Genomic DNA, 18,963 nt, shown 5'->3' with positions numbered 1-18,963 from the left:
AATATAAAAAATGCGTTGCTTATAAGCAACGCATTTTTGTATTTACGCTTTTAATTTCATTACAATATCAGCATCTGGTGTTACATATACGGTTTGCTGATTGTCGTACGTAACAAAACCAAGTTTTGCACCACTCGGTTTTTTCACATGGCGTATTTTAGTGAAATCAACAGGTACAGAGCTAGACTCTTTCGCTTTACTGTAATAAGCGGCAATTTTGGCAGCTTCTAGTAAAGTTTCTTCAGCAGGCTCTAAAGAACGAATGACAACGTGAGAGCCAGGTATGTCTTTCGTATGTAACCAAATTTCATCACGGCGGGCAAACTTCGTTGTTAAATAATCATTTTGTTTATTGTTTTTACCAACGAAAATCTCTGTGCCATCACTTGCTAAATATTTATCTAATACTGGCTTAGTAGGCTTTTTCTTTGCGTTTTTCGTTTTGCGATTGCGCACATAACCTTCTTCAGCTAATTCCTCACGAATTTCTTCAATATCTTTTGAAGAAGCAGCTTCCATTTGTTGAAGTAAGCTATCAAAATAAAGAATTTCTTCATTGGTTTTTTCGATTTGTTCTTCTACAACAACAACTGAATTTTTTGCTTTTTGATACTTTTGGAAATAGCGTTGTGCATTTTCAGACGGTGTTTTTAAAGGATCTAATGTGATTTTTACAGTTCCGCCATTTTCATCGTAATAATTAACGACCTCAATATCTTTATCGCCTTTTTTCAAAGCGTACATATTAGCTGTAAGTAGCTCTCCAAATAGTTGATATTTATCTGCTTTTCCAGCATCTTGCAGTGTTTTTTCGAGTTTAATGAGTTTTTTCTCGTTTTTATTTTTTTCATTTTGCATAAAGCGTTCTAAATCATGAGCTTGTTGTTTTACACGATCGCGCTCTGCTTTTCCGAAAAAGAAACGATCAAGCAATTCACTAACAGATGAGAACGTCTTATCTTCTCCTTGCAAGTGTGCAAGAGGGAAAAGATAAAAGAATTCTTTCCCATTTGAAGTAGTCATCGCTGGTGAATATGTATGAGTTAATAATGGTTTTTGTATGGAGAAAAATGCATCCGCTAATGCTTTTTCATTTACCATACCAGCTTTTTTCACTACTTCTTTTGCGAATAACGGGGATATTCCCGTAAAGGTGCCGACAAGCTGTTTATCCATGTTTCCAGATAGAAAGTCTAGTGGTCTAATAAATTCATCATTTGTTTCAATCTGAAGTGGGTTAATTTTATGTTGTGCTGGTGGTGCAATATATTCAGCTCCAGCGTATACAGTACGATGGCGGTTTACCGCTAAAGATATGTGTTTTAAGCTATCTAAAATAACGTTTGTTTTCGTATCTACTAAGATAATGTTACTATGTCGGCCCATTATTTCGATTACTAATGTTTTTAATGATTCGTCTCCAATTTCATTCCGACTGCGAACTGTAATTTGAATAATACGTTCTAAGTCAATTTGTTCAATTTTTTCAATAAACCCACCTTCTAAATGTTTACGAAGAAGCATACAAAACATTGGCGGTATTGCTGGTGAATCGTAGTTTTGATTCGTTAAGTGCAGACGCGCATATGTAGGGTGAGACGAAAGAATTAGTTTTTGGTTCTTTCCGTTTGCTCGAATATGTAATAAAATCTCATACTTTGAAGGTTGATATATTTTGGAAATTCTTCCTGTGTAAAGAGAATTTGCAATTTCATGTGTAATTGCTCTTGTAAATAATCCATCGAATGCCATAAATGAACACTCCTTTCTAACTAAAAGTTAATTATAGCATTTTTTTGGACGAGGCTGAATAAGCTTTCAATAGAGTATGTCTGGAATCAGGAGGTCGATGGCAGGATGAACTGGTATGGAATGCGGGCACATGAAGTGGAAGAAAGAACGAATACGAATGTAAAGGTTGGACTTACAGAGAAAGAAGCAGAAGGGCGCGTAAAGAAATTTGGTACTAATGAATTAGAAGAAGCAAAAAGGCCTTCTGCACTAATGGTATTTTTAGCACAGTTTAAAGATTTCATGGTACTCGTTTTGTTTGGAGCAACAATTGTTTCTGCGTTTTTAGGTGAATACATTGATTCTATTGCTATTGTTGCCATTGTTATTATCAATGGTATTCTCGGATTTTTTCAAGAAAGAAAAGCTGAAAAATCATTGGAAGCTTTAAAGGAACTAGCCGCTCCACAAGTTACTGTAATGCGGAATGGAAAGTGGGTAAAAGCACCATCTAAAGCACTTGTTTTAGGTGATATTATTAAGTTTTCCAGTGGTGATCGTATTGGGGCTGATGTGCGTCTTGTTGAAGCATCAAGTTTATATATTGAAGAGTCTGCTTTGACAGGGGAGTCCGTACCTGTACAAAAGAAGGTAGAAGCATTGCAAGGGCAAGATGTTGCAATTGGTGATCAAAAAAATATGGCTTTTATGGGGACAATGATTACGCGAGGATCTGGTACAGGAGTCGTTGTAGCAACTGGTATGAATACAGCGATGGGGCAAATTGCAAATATGTTACAAAATGCAGAGCAAATGGAAACACCACTGCAAAGAAGGTTAGAACAGCTCGGAAAAATATTAATTATTGTGGCTCTTATTTTGACAGCACTCGTTGTATTAGCTGGTGTGTATCAAGGGAATGAAGTATATCATATGTTTTTAGCTGGTGTGTCTCTGGCTGTTGCGGCTATTCCAGAAGGGTTGCCAGCAATTGTTACAGTAGCTTTATCACTTGGTGTACAGCGTATGATAAAAAAGAGAGCAATTGTACGAAAGTTACCAGCCGTAGAAACGTTAGGTTGTGCTTCCGTTATATGTTCTGATAAAACGGGAACAATGACGCAAAACAAAATGATGGTAACACATATGTGGTCAGGCGGAGAATTGTGGAAAGTGACAGGGCAAGGATATGAACCTAATGGCTCTTTTATGAAAGGTGAAAAAGAAGTGAATCCAGCTAAGACAAAAGCACTTTATCAGCTACTTACATTTGGTTCACTATGTAACAATGCAAATATTATTCAAAAGAAAAAGGCGTACGTATTAGATGGAGATCCAACAGAGGGAGCGCTTGTAGCTGCAGCAATGAAAGCTGGGATAACACGTGAGGCATTGAAAGGGAAATTTGAAGTTATTCGTGAATTTCCATTTGATTCAACTCGAAAAATGATGAGTGTTATTGTACGAGATCGAGAGGGGAAAAAGTTTATTGTTACGAAGGGAGCACCGGATGTTCTTTTACAAATGAGTCAAACGATTTTATGGGGGGATAAGCAACAGCCGTTAAGTGAGCTATATAGAAAAGAAGTACAGGCGGCTATTCATAGCTTAGGTAGTCAAGCGCTTCGAACAATTGCAGTTGCGTTTAAACCTTTAAAAATAACGGATTCTATTGAACATGAAAGAGACGTTGAAAAAGATTTTATGTTGGTTGGGATACAAGGTATGATTGACCCACCAAGACCAGAAGTGGCGCAGGCGGTAAAAGAGTGTAAAGAAGCTGGTATTCGAACAGTAATGATTACAGGTGATCATAAAGTGACAGCAATGGCGATTGCTGAACAATTAGGAGTTTTGCCACCAGATGGACGCGTTGTTGAAGGAGTAGAACTCGCGAATATGGATGTGGAGGAATTAGAAAATGTTGTAGAAGATACGTATGTATTCGCTCGTGTATCACCTGAACATAAATTAAAAATTGTTAAGGCACTGCAAAATCAAGGGCATATAGTAGCGATGACAGGTGATGGAGTGAACGATGCTCCAGCTATAAAAACAGCGGATATTGGGATAGCGATGGGGATTACAGGAACAGATGTTGCAAAAGAAGCCTCTTCACTTGTTTTACTAGACGATAATTTTGCTACAATTAAGTCAGCGATTAAAGAAGGAAGAAATATATACGAGAATATACGTAAGTTCATCCGATATTTATTAGCATCAAATGTTGGAGAAATTTTAGTTATGTTATTTGCGATGTTACTTGCATTACCCCTGCCGATGGTTCCTATTCAAATTTTATGGGTGAACTTAGTTACTGATGGTTTACCAGCGATGGCATTAGGTTTGGATAAGGCTGAAGGAGATGTGATGAAGAGAACGCCGCGCCACCCGAAAGAAGGGGTATTCGCTAGAGGGCTTGCGTGGAAAATAATAAGTCGAGGTTTTTTAATTGGGGCAGTGACGTTAGTAGCGTTTATTATTGCGTATAACCAACATCCAAATGAACTCAAATATGCACAAACTGTAGCGTTCGCGACGTTGGTACTTGCTCAGCTTATTCATGTATTTGATTGTCGTAGTGAGCATTCTGTTTTTCATCGTAATCCATTTGGGAACGTGTATTTAGTAGGGGCGGTTATCATTTCATTACTACTCATGCTAGTAGTGATATATTATCCACCGTTACAACCGATTTTTAGCACAATGCCGATACAAGCAAGAGATTGGTTATTAATTGGAGGTTTGTCATCAATTCCGACTTTCTTACTAGTAGGTTCTTTATTAACAGGGAAAAAGGCGAAAAAGAAAAAGCCAATGTTATATAAGAAGGGATTAAACTTGAAATAGTCAATGTTATGAAAATGTGATATAATTTACAGAAGGTAGTAGAGCCTTGTCTCTATTACCTTTTTCATTGAGTTATTTTATGGCTTGGATGTGATAAAAATGATTTCTAGTATGACAGGGTTTGGAAGATCGAAAGTAGAAAGTGATACTTTTCAAATTACAGTAGAAATGAAATCGGTGAACCACCGTTTTTTAGAGATGAGTATTCGACTTCCTAAGCAAATGATGGTATTTGAGGACAAAATTCGTAAAATAATTGCACAGCAAGTTCGACGTGGACGCATTGAAGTGTCTATTAGTATAGCAGGTGAAGGACTTGTTGAAAGAAAATTAAGTGTGAATTGGTCACTTCTTGAGCAGTACCAATCGATGATGGAAGATATAAAAGGAAAGTTTCAATTACAAGATTCTATTACACTCGAGCAATTAATGGCAATGCCAGAAGTAACAGCAATTGAAGAAATAGAAAATGTAAATGAACATTTTGAGAACAGTTTATATGAGGCTGTTCGTCAAGCTGCTCATATGTTGAAAACGATGAGAGATGACGAAGGAGAACGATTACATAAAGATATAGCGTATCGTTTACAAGAGATTAGCAATTGTGTAAATGCAATTATTCCACATGCACCAATTGTTACACAAAAATATCGTGAACGATTAGAAAATCGCTTAAAAGAATTACATAATCAAGAGTTAGATGAACAAAGATTGCTAACAGAAGTCGCAATCTTTGCAGAGCGTTGTGATATTCATGAAGAGTTAGTTCGTTTGCAAAGTCATTTAGAGCAATTTCGTGAAACATTGCAGATTGAAGAGCCTGTTGGAAGGAAAATGGATTTCATCGTGCAAGAGATGCATAGAGAAATTAATACGATTGGTTCTAAGGCAAATGACTTAACAATTTCAAAATATGTTGTAGAAATGAAAAATAACCTTGAAAAAATTCGTGAACAAGTACAAAATATTGAGTAGCTTTCAAAAAATATATAAAGTTATACGTGGTGGAGAAATCGGATAGACTTACTAGGAGGCGCAAACTATGGCCATGCGGTTTTTAAATATTGGATACGGAAATATTGTATCTGCTCATCGAATTATTGCTATTGTAAGTCCGGAGTCAGCTCCTATTAAACGAACAGTACAAGAAGCACGCGAACATAATGCTTTGCTTGATGCTACGTATGGGAGAAAAACAAGGGCGGTTATTGTTATGGATGATGGGCATGTTGTATTAAGTCCAATTCAACCAGAGACGATTGCACATCGTTTGAATAATAAAGAAGATTTAAGTGAGGAAGGGTAGGTTTTACATATTTATGAGAAGTAGAAGAGGATTGCTCATCGTTCTTTCAGGGCCTTCTGGGGTTGGAAAAGGAACGGTTCGTAAAGAGCTGTTTAGCCATGAGGATACACGTTTTCAGTACTCTATTTCAGTAACGACACGTAAGCCGCGTGAAGGTGAAGTAGATGGTGTGGATTATTTTTTTAAAGAAAGAGAAGAATTTGAGGAAATGATTCGTAATGAAAGATTACTTGAGTGGGCTGAGTTCGTAGGTAATTATTACGGAACACCAATTGACTATGTTGAAAAAACATTACAAGAAGGAAAAGATGTATTCTTAGAAATTGAAGTGCAAGGAGCAATTCAAGTTAAGAAAGCTTTCCCAGAAGGTGTATTTATTTTCTTAGCACCTCCAAGTTTATCTGAACTAAAGAGCCGTATTGTCGGACGTGGTACAGAGACTGAAGATGTTATTGAAAATCGTTTAACTGTAGCGAAAGAAGAAATCGAGATGATGGACGCTTACGACTATGTAGTAGAAAACGATCAAGTTGAATTAGCTTGTGATAGAATTAAAGCAATTGTGGTTGGCGAACATTGCCGCCGCGAAAGGGTAGCAAAATATTATAAAGAAATGACGGAGGGTCTATAATTATGTTAAATCCATCAATTGACTCATTACTACAAAAAATCGATTCTAAGTACACATTAGTAACAGTGGCTGCAAAACGCGCACGTGAAATGCAACTTGCTAATAACTGTGTTGTAGAGCAACCTGTTTCTCATAAATGTGTAGGTAAAGCATTAGAAGAAATCGATGCAGAAGCATTAAGCTACGTACCAAGTGAAGATAAAGTAGCTGAATAAGCCTTTGCCTTCGACAAAATAAAACATAGACTTTATAATTTTCTATGTAACGGTAACAACCTATTTACAAGTAGGTTGTTATTTTTTTACGAAAGGAATGAAATATTGGTACTGACGAGCTGGGAATTCTATTTCAGTATTATAAGTTTGAAAAAGAAAGAGGACGAGTCATATGCTAAAAGGGAAAAAGATACTTCTATGTGTAACAGGAGGCATTGCGGTTTTTAAAGCAGCTGCGTTAACGAGTAAATTGACACAATCTGGCGCGATTGTAAAAGTAATGATGAGTGAGTCGGCAATGAAGTTTGTTACGCCTCTTACATTCCAAGCGCTTTCTCGCCATGATGTATATACGGATACGTTTGATGAGAAAGACTCGGCTGTTATTGCTCATATTGATTTAGCAGATTGGGCGGATGTTGTACTTGTCGCACCTGCTACTGCCAATTGTATTGGAAAGTTAGCTGGTGGTATTGCAGATGATATGATTACAACTACTCTGTTAGCTACTACAGCCCCGGTATGGATTGCGCCTGCTATGAATGTGCATATGTATGAAAATAAAATTGTTCAAAAAAATATGATGACATTGAAAACGCTAGGATATACATTTATTGAGCCTGGGGAAGGCTTTTTAGCATGTGGATATGTAGCGAAGGGACGACTAGAAGAACCTGAAGCGATTATTGCACGGTTAGAGGAAGCTTTCTCAGAACACAAACCATTGCAGGGAAAAAGAATATTAATAACTGCTGGCCCAACACGTGAAAAAGTTGATCCAGTTCGTTTTATGACGAATTTTTCTTCTGGAAAAATGGGGTATGCGATTGCAGAAGTGGCGGCGAATTTAGGCGCTGATGTTATACTCGTTTCAGGACCGACAGCATTAAATCCACCGTTACATGTAACGACAGTGCAAGTGGAATCTGCACAAGATATGTTAGAAGCAGTTCTTCAACATTATCAAAACGTAGACGTTGTCATTAAAACAGCAGCAGTTGCAGATTATCGTCCGAAATATGTTCATGATAATAAAATGAAAAAGCAAAATGGTGATGCTGTCATTGAACTCGAAAGAACGGTGGATATTTTAAAAACGTTAGGTCAGAAAAAGGATAAACAGTTACTTATCGGTTTTGCTGCTGAAACGACAAATGTAGAGGAATATGCAACGAAAAAACTACGTGAGAAAAATGCAGATATGATTGTCGCGAATGATGTAAAAGCGCAAGGAGCTGGATTTGGCACGGATACGAATATTGTAACAATGTATAGAAAAGATGGAAAAGTTATTGAGTTACCACTTTTACTGAAAAAAGAGGTAGCTCGTGAAATATTAAAGCAAATTGAAATGATGTTAGAAGATGATCGTTTATGAAATTTGCAAGTGTAATTGTTGATGTACCTGCCCGTCAGACAGATCGACCATTTGATTACATTATCCCTGAAAAATGGGAAGATATTGTACAGACAGGAATGCGTGTAGTAGTTCCGTTTGGGCCAAGGAAATTACAAGGTTTTATTATTGGGATTAAAGATTCGGTGGATGTAGAAAGTAAGAAGTTAAAGACAATCCATGAAATATTAGATGTAACACCGGTTTTAAATGATGAATTATTAAAGCTTGGATATTGGCTTACAAGTGAAACGTTATGCTACATGATTTCAGCTTTTCAAGTGATGCTTCCAACTGCGATAAAAGCAACGTATAAAAAACGTCTACAAATTTGTAAGCAGGAAGAAATAGCATCTGAAATACTATATTTATTTCAGGATAAAGAAGCAATTGATTTTGAAGTAATCGAGCAGCAGCCACATTTATACCGGACTATTCAACAAGAAATTAAAAATGGTACGGTTGAAGTCGTTTATCAAGTGAAAGATAAAGTACAAAAGAAGAAGCAAAGAGTTGTTCAGCCGGAGTTGCCAGAAGATAAATTGGAATTAGCGGCATTTGAACTGAAAAGTAAAAAACAACAAGATGTACTTTATTATTTTGTGGAAAATTATAAAAGTGTACCGTTGAAAATAATTACAGAAGAGTTACAAATAACAGATGCTCCAATAAAAGCACTTGTTAAAAAGGGCTTCATTTCAGAAAATTATGTGGAAGTATACCGAAATCCGTATGACGATGATGATTTTGAACAAACGAAACCATTTCCACTTACGGAGGAACAAAAACAAGTTATTACACCGATTTTATCATCAATTACAAATGAAACTTATAATCCATTTTTACTATATGGTGTTACAGGAAGTGGAAAGACAGAAGTATATTTACAATCTATAGCAGCAGTGCTCGAGAAAGGAAAAGAAGCTATCGTTCTTGTTCCTGAAATTGCACTAACGCCCCAAATGGTGGATCGTTTTAAAGGTAGGTTTGGCTCACAAGTTGCAGTTCTTCATAGTGCGTTGTCTGTTGGAGAAAAGTATGACGAGTGGCGTAAGATTTTAAGAAAAGAAGTGAAAGTTGTAGTTGGTGCGCGTTCAGCCGTTTTTGCGCCTTTTGAGAATTTAGGGATTATTATTATTGATGAAGAGCATGAATCAAGTTACAAACAAGAAGATAATCCGAGGTATCATGCAAGAGATGTAGCTATCTGGAGAGGGCAATATCATAAATGTCCTATCGTTCTTGGTAGTGCGACACCAACACTTGAATCGTTTGCAAGGGCGAAAAAAGGTGTTTATGAACTACTAACAATGGAAAAACGTATGAATGAACAAGCTTTACCAACGGTAGAGATTGTTGACATGCGAGAAGAACTTCGTGACGGGAATAGATCAATGTTTTCTAAGGCGCTGCATGAAAAAATAGCAGATCGATTAGAAAAGAAAGAACAGATGGTACTATTTTTAAATAGAAGAGGTCATTCTACATTTGTTATGTGCCGTGATTGTGGGTATGTTGTACAATGTCCGCATTGTGATATTTCATTGACATATCATAAAATGAATCATCGTTTAAAATGTCATTATTGTAGTTATGAAGAAAATATGCCAACTGAGTGTCCTGCTTGTCAAAGTACATACATTCGTTTCTTTGGTACAGGTACACAAAAGGTAGAAGAAGAAATTACAAAACTATTTCCAGAGGCGCGAGTCATTCGAATGGATGTAGATACGACAAGTCGAAAAGGAATGCATGAAAAATTATTAAAGGCATTTGGGGAAGAAAAAGCAGATATATTACTTGGAACACAAATGATTGCTAAAGGATTAGATTTTCCGAAAGTAACTCTTGTTGGGGTTTTAACTGCAGATACGATGCTTCACTTACCTGATTTTCGGGCAAGTGAAAAGACATATCAGTTATTGACGCAAGTAAGTGGACGAGCGGGTAGACATGAATTGCCAGGGGAAGTTGTGATTCAAACGTATACGCCAGAACATTACAGTATAGAGTTAGCAAAGAACCAACAATATGATGTGTTTTTTGACCAAGAAATGCAAATGAGGCGAACAAGACAATATCCCCCATATTACTATGTTGTACTCATAACCGTATCTCATCCAGAATTATTAAAAGCGGTGCAAGTGACGGAAAAAATTGCCTCGTATTTACGAACGCATTGCTCACAGCAAACAATGGTGTTAGGACCAGTTGCTTCAGCAATTCCAAGGATAAAAGATAGATATCGTTATCAATGCATGATAAAATACAAACGGGAACCAAACTTAAAGAACGTGCTCAAAATGGTAAATGAACATTATCAAGCAGAAATGCAAAAAGAGCTACAAATCTCAATTGATTTTAATCCAACAATGTTAATGTAGCGGAGGGAAATATGGCAGTTTTAGAAATAATAAAGCATCCAAATGAAGTGTTAGAAACACCATGTGAAAGAGTAATTAACTTTGATAAAAAGTTAGTGAAATTGTTGAAAGATATGCATGAAACAATGTTAATTGCGGACGGAGTCGGTTTAGCTGCGCCTCAAGTAGGTGTAAGCTTGCAAGTAGCGGTTGTTGATGTCGATGATGATACTGGGAAAATCGAGTTAATCAATCCATCAATATTAGAAAAACGTGGTGAACAAGTAGGTCCCGAAGGCTGTTTAAGCTTCCCGGGACTTTATGGTGAAGTAGAACGTGCCGATTATATTAAAGTAAGAGCGCAAAATCGCCGTGGGAAAGTATTTTTATTAGAAGCGGAAGGATTTTTAGCGCGTGCAATTCAACATGAAATCGATCATTTACACGGTGTTTTATTTACATCGAAAGTGACAAGATATTATGAAGAAAACGAACTAGAATAGGTGTTAAAAGGAGCGGTTTTTAAATGATAAAAGTAGTGTTTATGGGAACACCGGACTTTTCAGTGCCGGTGCTTCGTCGTCTTATTGAAGATGGCTATGAGGTAGTAGGTGTTGTGACGCAACCTGATCGTCCAGTAGGTAGAAAAAAAGTATTAACACCTACACCTGTTAAAGTTGAAGCGGAAAAACATGGTATCCCTGTGTTACAGCCGTTAAAAATTCGTGAAAAAGATGAATATGAAAAAGTATTGGCATTAGAGCCAGATTTAATTGTAACAGCTGCATTTGGTCAGATTGTACCAAATGAAATTTTAGAAGCACCGAACTATGGATGTATTAATGTCCACGCTTCTTTACTTCCTGAACTTCGTGGTGGTGCACCAATTCATTATGCAATTATGGAAGGTAAAGAAAAAACTGGTATTACAATTATGTATATGGTAGAAAAATTGGATGCTGGTGATATCTTAACGCAAGTGGAAGTGGAAATTGAAGAGCGTGAAACGACAGGCTCATTATTTGATAAATTAAGTGAAGCTGGAGCACACCTTCTATCTAAAACAGTACCTTTATTAATTCAAGGTAAGTTAGAACCGATTAAACAAAATGAAGAAGAAGTAACGTTTGCTTACAATATAAAACGTGAACAAGAGAAAATTGATTGGACAAAAACAGGTGAAGAAGTATACAATCACATTCGCGGATTGAATCCATGGCCAGTTGCTTATACAACTTTAGCAGGACAAGTTGTTAAAGTATGGTGGGGAGAAAAAGTGCCTGTAACTGAACCGGCTGAAGCAGGTACGATTGTTGCAATCGAAGAAGATGGTTTTGTTGTAGCAACTAGTAATGAAACAGGTGTTAAAATTACTGAATTGCAACCTTCTGGTAAAAAGCGTATGAGTTGTTCACAATTTTTACGTGGAACAAAACCTGAAATTGGAACGAAGTTAGGAGAAAATGCATGAGACAAAATGTTCGTGAATTAGCTCTTGATGGTTTAATTCAAGTGGAAAAAAGTGGTGCATATAGCAACTTACTTTTAAATAATCTAATTGAAAAAAGTGCAATTGATAGAAAAGATATTGGTTTATTAACTGAAATTGTATATGGAACGATTCAACGTCGTGACACATTAGATTATTATTTACAGCCTTTTTTAAAAAAGAAGGTTGAGGCGTGGGTAAGAGTATTGCTTCGCTTATCTTTATATCAAATGATTTATTTAGACCGAGTGCCAGAAAGAGCGGCTATTCATGAAGCGGTTGAGATTGCAAAGCGTCGCGGGCATAAAGGAATTGCTGGTATGGTGAACGGTGTATTACGTTCGATTCAGAGAGAAGGTGTACCTTCTGTAGATGAAATCAAGGATCCAGTAGAACGTCTTGCAATTGCGACGAGTCATCCAGTTTGGCTTGTACAAGAGTGGACTTCTGCATATGGCTTAGAAACTGCAGAGAAAATGTGCGAAGTAAACATGTTACCACCTGTACCAACAGCACGTGTGAATGTTGATAAGGTAACGGTAGAAGAAGCGATTGAGTTGTTGGCAAGTGAAGGTATAGAAGCAAAACGTGGTGACTTGTCAGATGATGCAATTCAGATTGAAAGAGGAAATGTAGCGCATACAGAAGCGTTTAAAAAAGGATTTCTTTCTATTCAAGATGAAAGTTCTATGCTTGTAGCACGCGCTTTAGAACCGAATACGGGAGATGCAGTTCTTGATAGTTGTGCTGCTCCAGGCGGAAAAACAACGCATATCGCGGAACGATTAAAGGGAACTGGTAAGGTCATGTCCCTTGATTTACATGCACACAAAGTACGTTTAATTAAACAGCAAGCAGAGCGACTTGGTCTAGAAAATGTCGAAACAAAAGCGCTAGATGCTAGAAAAGTGCAAGAGCACTTTGCAAATGAAACGTTTGATAAAATATTGGTAGATGCACCGTGTTCTGGATTTGGTGTAATTAGACGTAAGCCTGATATTAAGTTAGGAAAAGATAAAGGCGATAGTGAAAGATTATCGACGATTCAACTTGCGATACTAGAAAAAATAGCACCATTATTAAAACAAGGCGGTCGTCTTGTTTATAGTACGTGCACAATTGAGAAAATAGAAAATGAACAAGTAATAGATAAATTTTTAAAAGAACATCCTGAATTTGAATGGGATACTACGATAAAAGAACGTATGCCAGAAAAATTAAGTCCGTATATTAATGAAGGTCAATTACAAATTTTACCGCATTATTTTGCAACGGATGGCTTTTATATTGCTTGTTTAAGGAAGAAGGTGTAGCATCATGGAAACAACTGTAAGAAAACAAAAGAAAAATGTAGAAACGAAGAAACCATCAATTTACTCTTTACAACTTCATGAAATGCAAGATTGGTTAAAGGAACAAGGAGAACCGAAGTTCCGCGCTGGACAAATTTTTGACTGGCTATATAAAAAACGTGTAAAAAATTATGAGGATATGTCAAACCTTTCTAAAGGATTGCGTGATAAATTGTCGAATTCCTTTGATATTACTACTTTAAACACGTTAGTAAAACAAACGTCTTCAGATGGAACGATTAAATTCTTATTCCAATTATATGACGGATATTCTATTGAAACGGTATTAATGCGACATGAATATGGAAATTCCATTTGTGTAACAACGCAAGTTGGTTGTCGTATTGGATGTACGTTCTGTGCTTCGACACTTGGTGGACTAAAACGAAACCTAGAAGCTGGAGAAATCGTAGCGCAAGTAGTAGAAGTTCAGCGTGCGCTTGATGAAACAGAAGAACGTGTAAGTTCTCTTGTTGTTATGGGAATTGGAGAACCATTTGATAACTACGATAATTTAATGGGATTCTTACGCATCACTAACCATGAAAAAGGACTTCATATTGGTGCTAGACATATGACTGTTTCGACGAGTGGAATTATCCCGAAAATTTATAAGTTTGCTGAAGAAGAACTACAAATTAATTTTGCGATTTCATTGCATGCTCCAAACTCAGAATTACGTTCAAAGTTAATGCCGATTAACCGTGCTTATAAATTACCGGATTTAATGGAAGCTATTAAATACTATGTAAATAGAACAGGGCGCCGTATTACTTTTGAATATGGATTATTTGGAGGAGAAAATGACCAAGTTGAGCACGCTGAAGAGCTTGCTGCGCTCTTAAAAGGTGTAAAATGTCATGTAAACTTAATCCCGGTAAACTACGTACCTGAACGTGATTATGTACGTACACCACGTGAGCAAATTTTCTTGTTCGAGAAAACGTTAAAAGATCGTGGAGTGAATGTAACGATTCGCCGTGAACAAGGTCATGATATTGACGCAGCCTGCGGTCAGTTGCGTGCGAAGGAGCGCAAAGAAGAGACGAGGTGACGAGATGAAAGCCGTATTTCTATCGGATAAAGGAAAAGTTCGTCAACATAATGAAGATAGTGCAGGAGTTTTTCACAATTTAGATGGAAATGTTTTAGCGGTAGTAGCAGATGGAATGGGAGGTCATCGAGCTGGTGATGTAGCTAGCTCGATGGCCATTCAATTATTCCATGATTATTGGAAGCAAACGCATAATATGAATGAACCGAAAAAAGTAGAACAATGGTTACATACTAGTGTTGGGATTATTAATGAGCGCATATATGAATACGCTCAGCAAAATGTAGAATGTAATGGTATGGGAACAACGCTTATAATAGCTGTTTGTACACCAAGTTTTGTGACGATAGGGCATATAGGAGATAGTCGTTGCTATATGGTATCAGAAGGAGAAATGACGCTTGTAACGGAAGATCATTCGCTTGTAAATGAGCTTGTGAGACATGGTGAAATTTCAAAGGAAGATGCAGAGTATCATCCGAAAAAGAATGTGTTATTAAGAGCGCTAGGAACAGAAGAAAAAGTTGGATTAGATGTTAAAACGTTGGTGCTTGAGGAAGATGATCAATTACTTCTTTGCTCTGATGGGTTATCAAACAAAGTTTCTATTGATGATATGCAACAAATTTTACAGTTAAATGAACAGCTTGAAGGTAAAGGGCAGCGTCTCATTCAATTGGCGAATGATCGCGGTGGAGAAGATAATATCACACTTGTTCTTATTGATTATGCGGGTTCGACAAACGAAAGTAGGTGAAGTGCAACGTGCTGATTGGAAAACGCTTAAATGACCGTTATAAGCTGCTGAAAATGATTGGTGGTGGCGGAATGGCCAATGTATATTTAGCTCATGATGATATACTTGGCCGAGATGTAGCGGTAAAAATATTAAGACTCGACTACTCAAATAACGAAGAGTTTATTAAACGTTTCCATCGAGAAGCGCAGTCTGTTACAACGTTGTCGCATCCAAATATTGTGAATATGTATGATGTCGGAGAAGAAGATGGTATATATTATCTTGTCATGGAATATGTACCCGGGCAAACATTGAAGCAATACATAATTGAGCGAGGTATGTTACCTATAGGAGAAGCTCTTGATATTATGGAGCAGTTAACATCCGCCATGGCACACGCCCATCATTTTGAAATTGTGCATCGTGATATAAAGCCGCACAATATTTTAATTCGAGCTGATGGAATAATAAAAGTAACAGATTTTGGAATTGCGACAGCTACAAGTGCAACAACAATTACACATACAAATTCAGTACTGGGCTCAGTCCATTATTTATCACCAGAACAGGCACGTGGCGGGATAGCAAATAAACAATCGGATATTTATTCTCTTGGAATAGTTATGTTTGAATTGTTAACAGGAAGACAACCGTTTTCTGGCGAATCTGCTGTTGCTATAGCTTTAAAACATTTACAAAGTGAAATCCCATCACCAAAAAGATGGAATGAAAATATTCCGCAAAGTGTTGAAAATATTATATTAAAGGCAACTGCAAAAGATCCTTTCCATCGATATCAATCTGCCAATGCGATGAAGCGAGATATTGAAACTGCGCTATATCCAGAGAGGATAAATGAGCAACCATTTTACATACCAGAAGATATGGAAGCGACGAAAGCGATTCCGATTATTCAACAAGAACAATTATTTGAAAATGTAAGTGATGAAACGATTGTTTTAAAAGGGAGTAAGGTGGAAGAACCGATAAGAGCAGAAGCAGCTGAGTTAGATAAGAAGAAAAAACGGAGTAACAAGTGGCTTAAAGTTTTAATTTCAACATTTTTATTTTTAGCAATAGGAATAACATTAGCGCTTACGGTTATTCCAGGATTATTTATTCCGAAAGATGTGAAAGTTCCTGATGTGGCTGGTATGAAATACACGACAGCTGTAAATACGTTAGTAGAAAAGGGCTTTGAGGTGACGGAGCCTAATATTGTATATACAGATGATATTGAAGTTGGGGATGTAATAAAAACGGAACCTGTAGCAGGAAGAGTCGTAAAAGAAAACGCTAAAATTACTATCTATCAATCAGGTGGAAAAAAGAAAAGTAAGATGGCGAATTTCACAGGGAAAAACTTTGAGAGTGTAAAAGCTGAGTTAGAAGAAAAATATAAACAAGTTACAGTAAATTATATTGAAAATGATAAGCCGAAAGGTGAAATTGTAGAGCAAATTCCGACGCCTGATCAAATGGTTATAGAAGCGGAGCAAGAACTGAAAATCTGGGTAAGTAAAGGTCCTTATCAAATTAGACCAGGTGACTTTTCGGGGTGGACTGAAAATAGTGTAACTGGTTATTTGAATGAGAGAAAACTAACGTCAGATATAAAACGAGAGTATTCAGATTCAGTCGAAAAAGGACTTGTAATTTCGCAATTTCCAAAACCAGGTACACCATTAAAAGAGGGAGATAAAGTAACTATTATTATCTCTGATGGTCAAAAGCCTAAAGTGACTAAAACGGTAAAAGTGGACAATATCTCTATCCCATATGAGCCTGCTGTAACAGGTGAAAAAAAGCCGCAAACAATAGAAATTTATAAAGAAGACATGCAGCAAAAAATGGATAGACCGGTTGAAACGAGAACAATTACTGAATCAGCGACTATTTCTTTAGAATTTGTAATTCAAGAAGGTTCAAAGGGACACTATAAAATTGTACGAGATGGAGTAACGATTATTGATAAAGAAGTACCATATCCAACTCAATAATAGTGAAAGTCTACTTATTATTATTGCCTGTTATGCTGTCTACAAAGTGGACGGTATAGCAGGCAAAAATATATGATTCAAAAAGCTAGTAAAGTGATGCAGCTGTAATTATTTTTTTGCATTTAATGGGAAATTTAATGTATATTAGCGAAAGTATATATGGTAGGTTTTGAAATCGTTATTTGGAAAATTTAAATCCATTCATTTTTAAATTCAGCATCACCTTATACAAAAAAAGGAGAATTCTATGCCAGAAGGAAAAATTATAAAAGCTTTAAGTGGGTTTTATTACGTGCAGCATGAAGAAGGGGTTACGCAATGTCGTGGGCGAGGTGTATTTAGAAAAAATAAAATTACACCACTTGTAGGAGACCAAGTTGTTTTTCAGGCAGATAATCCAACTGAAGGTTATGTGCTTGAAGTGTTTGATCGAAAAAATGAACTTGTTAGACCTCCTATTGCTAATGTCGATCAAGCGATCCTTGTGTTCTCTGCAGTAGAACCAGATTTTAATCCTGGACTGTTAGATCGATTTTTAGTGCTGATTGAATATCATAACATTAAGCCAATTATTTGTATTAGCAAGATGGATTTAGTAGATGAAAAGATGAAAGCAACTGTTGAAGCATATGCGAATGATTATCGTGAGATGGGTTATGATGTTTTATTTACTTCTATTAATACGTCAGAAAGTATTGATATATTAAAACCATACTTAGAAAATTGTGTTTCTGTCGTTGCGGGTCAATCTGGTGTTGGGAAATCTTCAATGCTTAATGTGCTACGTCCAGAATTAGAGCTGAAAACAAATGATATATCCTCCCATTTAGGACGCGGGAAGCATACGACAAGACACGTAGAATTAATTGCAATTGGGAGTGGACTAGTAGCAGATACACCGGGTTTTAGTTCACTAGATTTCATTGATATAGAAGTAGAAGATCTTACATATTGTTTTCCAGAGTTGAAAGAAGCGAGCCAATACTGTAAATTTAGAGGGTGTACACATCTTTCTGAACCGAAATGTGCTGTGAAAGCTGCGGTTGAAGAAGGGAAGATTACAGAATATCGCTATAAGAACTATAAACAATTCGTAGAAGAAATTAGAGAGAGAAAGCCGAGGTATTAGTTATGATTAAAATTGCACCATCGATTTTATCAGCAGATTTTTCAAAATTAGGGGAAGAGATTAAAGATGTAGAAAAGGGCGGAGCGGATTACATTCACGTTGACGTAATGGATGGACACTTCGTACCAAATATTACGATTGGACCATTAATTGTAGAAGCTATCCGTCCAATTACATCATTACCATTAGATGTACATTTAATGATTGAAAATCCTGATAACTATATCCCGACTTTCGCACAAGCGGGAGCGGATATTATTACTGTTCACGTAGAGGCGTGTCCACATCTGCATCGTACAATTCAGTTAATTAAATCTCACGGTATTAAAGCGGGCGTTGTATTAAATCCACATACGCCAGTTTCAGTGATTGAGCATGTATTAGAAGATATAGATATGGTACTACTTATGACAGTAAACCCTGGATTTGGTGGACAGAAGTTTATCCATTCTGTATTACCGAAAATTAAACAAGTTGCAGACATGGTGAAAGAGCGCAATCTAGAAGTAGAAATTGAAGTTGATGGTGGTGTAAATGCTGAAACAGCAAGACTTTGTGTGGAAGCAGGAGCAAATGTACTTGTAGCTGGATCAGCAGTATACAATCAAAAAGACCGCGGTGAAGCAATTCGCGTAATTCGTGGGTAGTGATGAACTTTTATCCTAGTAAGGTATTCATAGGATAGGGTAAAAATATGTAAAAAGGCAA

General features: G+C 36.8%; 16 protein-coding genes. 15 read left to right on the top strand and 1 reads right to left on the bottom strand.

Annotation, left to right across the window (positions count from 1 at the left end):
* Positions 1 to 42: 42 nt before the first annotated feature.
* Positions 43 to 1,752 carry an Rqc2 family fibronectin-binding protein gene (locus tag BUA87_RS19995; RefSeq protein ID WP_000863271.1) on the bottom strand — a complete coding sequence of 570 codons (1,710 nt, stop codon included), beginning with the start codon at positions 1,750 to 1,752 and terminating at the stop codon, positions 43 to 45.
* Between the two features lie 105 nt (positions 1,753 to 1,857).
* On the opposite strand from BUA87_RS19995, the gene BUA87_RS19990 reads away from it, so the two are divergent.
* The 15 genes from BUA87_RS19990 to rpe all read left to right on the top strand — a co-directional run bounded on the left by BUA87_RS19990 (position 1,858) and on the right by rpe (position 18,902).
* Positions 1,858 to 4,581 (top strand): calcium-translocating P-type ATPase, SERCA-type, encoded by a 2,724-nt coding sequence (locus tag BUA87_RS19990; RefSeq protein ID WP_001104774.1) that lies wholly within the window; start codon positions 1,858 to 1,860, stop codon positions 4,579 to 4,581.
* Positions 4,582 to 4,680: 99 nt separating this feature from the next.
* Complete coding sequence (locus BUA87_RS19985; RefSeq protein WP_000625865.1) at positions 4,681 to 5,556, top strand: YicC/YloC family endoribonuclease; 876 nt, start codon at positions 4,681 to 4,683, stop codon at positions 5,554 to 5,556.
* A 67-nt stretch (positions 5,557 to 5,623) separates the two neighbouring features.
* Positions 5,624 to 5,887: an extracellular matrix/biofilm regulator RemA gene (locus BUA87_RS19980; RefSeq protein ID WP_001251456.1), complete on the top strand. Its 264-nt coding sequence runs from the start codon at positions 5,624 to 5,626 to the stop codon at positions 5,885 to 5,887.
* A gap of 13 nt (positions 5,888 to 5,900) precedes the next feature.
* Positions 5,901 to 6,518 carry a guanylate kinase gene (gmk, locus tag BUA87_RS19975; protein ID WP_001257742.1) on the top strand — a complete coding sequence of 206 codons (618 nt, stop codon included), beginning with the start codon at positions 5,901 to 5,903 and terminating at the stop codon, positions 6,516 to 6,518.
* 2 nt (positions 6,519 to 6,520) lie between these two features.
* The gene (rpoZ, locus tag BUA87_RS19970) at positions 6,521 to 6,733 is read left to right on the top strand and encodes a DNA-directed RNA polymerase subunit omega (RefSeq protein ID WP_000933961.1); all 213 of its coding nucleotides are present in this window, start codon (positions 6,521 to 6,523) and stop codon (positions 6,731 to 6,733) included.
* A gap of 172 nt (positions 6,734 to 6,905) precedes the next feature.
* Positions 6,906 to 8,111: a bifunctional phosphopantothenoylcysteine decarboxylase/phosphopantothenate--cysteine ligase CoaBC gene (coaBC, locus tag BUA87_RS19965; protein WP_000911748.1), complete on the top strand. Its 1,206-nt coding sequence runs from the start codon at positions 6,906 to 6,908 to the stop codon at positions 8,109 to 8,111.
* Complete coding sequence (gene priA / locus BUA87_RS19960) at positions 8,108 to 10,513, top strand: primosomal protein N' (RefSeq protein WP_000666697.1); 2,406 nt, start codon at positions 8,108 to 8,110, stop codon at positions 10,511 to 10,513. The genes coaBC and priA overlap by 4 nt, the downstream gene beginning before the upstream one ends.
* Before the next feature lie 11 nt (positions 10,514 to 10,524).
* On the top strand, positions 10,525 to 10,995 hold the full coding sequence (gene def, locus BUA87_RS19955) for a peptide deformylase (RefSeq protein WP_000279455.1): 471 nt from the start codon (positions 10,525 to 10,527) through the stop codon (positions 10,993 to 10,995).
* Positions 10,996 to 11,018: 23 nt separating this feature from the next.
* Entirely contained in the window at positions 11,019 to 11,963 is a 945-nt protein-coding gene (fmt, locus tag BUA87_RS19950; RefSeq protein WP_000598809.1) for a methionyl-tRNA formyltransferase, read from the top strand.
* Complete coding sequence (gene rsmB / locus BUA87_RS19945; protein ID WP_072940527.1) at positions 11,960 to 13,294, top strand: 16S rRNA (cytosine(967)-C(5))-methyltransferase RsmB; 1,335 nt, start codon at positions 11,960 to 11,962, stop codon at positions 13,292 to 13,294. The genes fmt and rsmB overlap by 4 nt, the downstream gene beginning before the upstream one ends.
* Positions 13,295 to 13,298: 4 nt before the next feature.
* Entirely contained in the window at positions 13,299 to 14,387 is a 1,089-nt protein-coding gene (rlmN, locus tag BUA87_RS19940) for a dual-specificity RNA methyltransferase RlmN (RefSeq protein ID WP_000450550.1), read from the top strand.
* Positions 14,388 to 14,391: 4 nt separating this feature from the next.
* Complete coding sequence (locus BUA87_RS19935) at positions 14,392 to 15,144, top strand: Stp1/IreP family PP2C-type Ser/Thr phosphatase (RefSeq protein WP_000648708.1); 753 nt, start codon at positions 14,392 to 14,394, stop codon at positions 15,142 to 15,144.
* Between the two features lie 8 nt (positions 15,145 to 15,152).
* Positions 15,153 to 17,126, top strand: coding sequence for a Stk1 family PASTA domain-containing Ser/Thr kinase (pknB, locus tag BUA87_RS19930; RefSeq protein ID WP_000904744.1), 1,974 nt, complete (start codon positions 15,153 to 15,155; stop codon positions 17,124 to 17,126).
* 247 nt (positions 17,127 to 17,373) lie between these two features.
* Complete coding sequence (rsgA, locus tag BUA87_RS19925; RefSeq protein ID WP_001113932.1) at positions 17,374 to 18,255, top strand: ribosome small subunit-dependent GTPase A; 882 nt, start codon at positions 17,374 to 17,376, stop codon at positions 18,253 to 18,255.
* 2 nt (positions 18,256 to 18,257) lie between these two features.
* Positions 18,258 to 18,902 carry a ribulose-phosphate 3-epimerase gene (gene rpe, locus BUA87_RS19920; RefSeq protein WP_000589974.1) on the top strand — a complete coding sequence of 215 codons (645 nt, stop codon included), beginning with the start codon at positions 18,258 to 18,260 and terminating at the stop codon, positions 18,900 to 18,902.
* The last annotated feature ends 61 nt before the right edge of the window (positions 18,903 to 18,963 follow it).

The sequence above is a fragment of the Bacillus sp. bc15 genome (genome assembly GCF_900142585.1).
GTDB lineage: Bacteria > Bacillota > Bacilli > Bacillales > Bacillaceae_G > Bacillus_A > Bacillus_A cereus.
The sequence above is the reverse complement of the archived record's forward strand: the minus strand, read 5'-3'. Positions and strand labels throughout refer to the sequence as shown.

Coding starts and splice junctions, on each gene's coding strand:
- def (WP_000279455.1), top strand. CDS start 10,525: ATGGCAGTTTTAGAAATAATAAAGCATCCAAATGAAGTGTTAGAAACA.
- BUA87_RS19980 (WP_001251456.1), top strand. CDS start 5,624: ATGGCCATGCGGTTTTTAAATATTGGATACGGAAATATTGTATCTGCT.
- rsgA (WP_001113932.1), top strand. CDS start 17,374: ATGCCAGAAGGAAAAATTATAAAAGCTTTAAGTGGGTTTTATTACGTG.
- BUA87_RS19990 (WP_001104774.1), top strand. CDS start 1,858: ATGAACTGGTATGGAATGCGGGCACATGAAGTGGAAGAAAGAACGAAT.
- coaBC (WP_000911748.1), top strand. CDS start 6,906: ATGCTAAAAGGGAAAAAGATACTTCTATGTGTAACAGGAGGCATTGCG.
- rpoZ (WP_000933961.1), top strand. CDS start 6,521: ATGTTAAATCCATCAATTGACTCATTACTACAAAAAATCGATTCTAAG.
- BUA87_RS19985 (WP_000625865.1), top strand. CDS start 4,681: ATGATTTCTAGTATGACAGGGTTTGGAAGATCGAAAGTAGAAAGTGAT.
- rpe (WP_000589974.1), top strand. CDS start 18,258: ATGATTAAAATTGCACCATCGATTTTATCAGCAGATTTTTCAAAATTA.
- BUA87_RS19935 (WP_000648708.1), top strand. CDS start 14,392: ATGAAAGCCGTATTTCTATCGGATAAAGGAAAAGTTCGTCAACATAAT.
- fmt (WP_000598809.1), top strand. CDS start 11,019: ATGATAAAAGTAGTGTTTATGGGAACACCGGACTTTTCAGTGCCGGTG.
- rlmN (WP_000450550.1), top strand. CDS start 13,299: ATGGAAACAACTGTAAGAAAACAAAAGAAAAATGTAGAAACGAAGAAA.
- priA (WP_000666697.1), top strand. CDS start 8,108: ATGAAATTTGCAAGTGTAATTGTTGATGTACCTGCCCGTCAGACAGAT.
- rsmB (WP_072940527.1), top strand. CDS start 11,960: ATGAGACAAAATGTTCGTGAATTAGCTCTTGATGGTTTAATTCAAGTG.
- gmk (WP_001257742.1), top strand. CDS start 5,901: ATGAGAAGTAGAAGAGGATTGCTCATCGTTCTTTCAGGGCCTTCTGGG.
- BUA87_RS19995 (WP_000863271.1), bottom strand. CDS start 1,752: ATGGCATTCGATGGATTATTTACAAGAGCAATTACACATGAAATTGCA.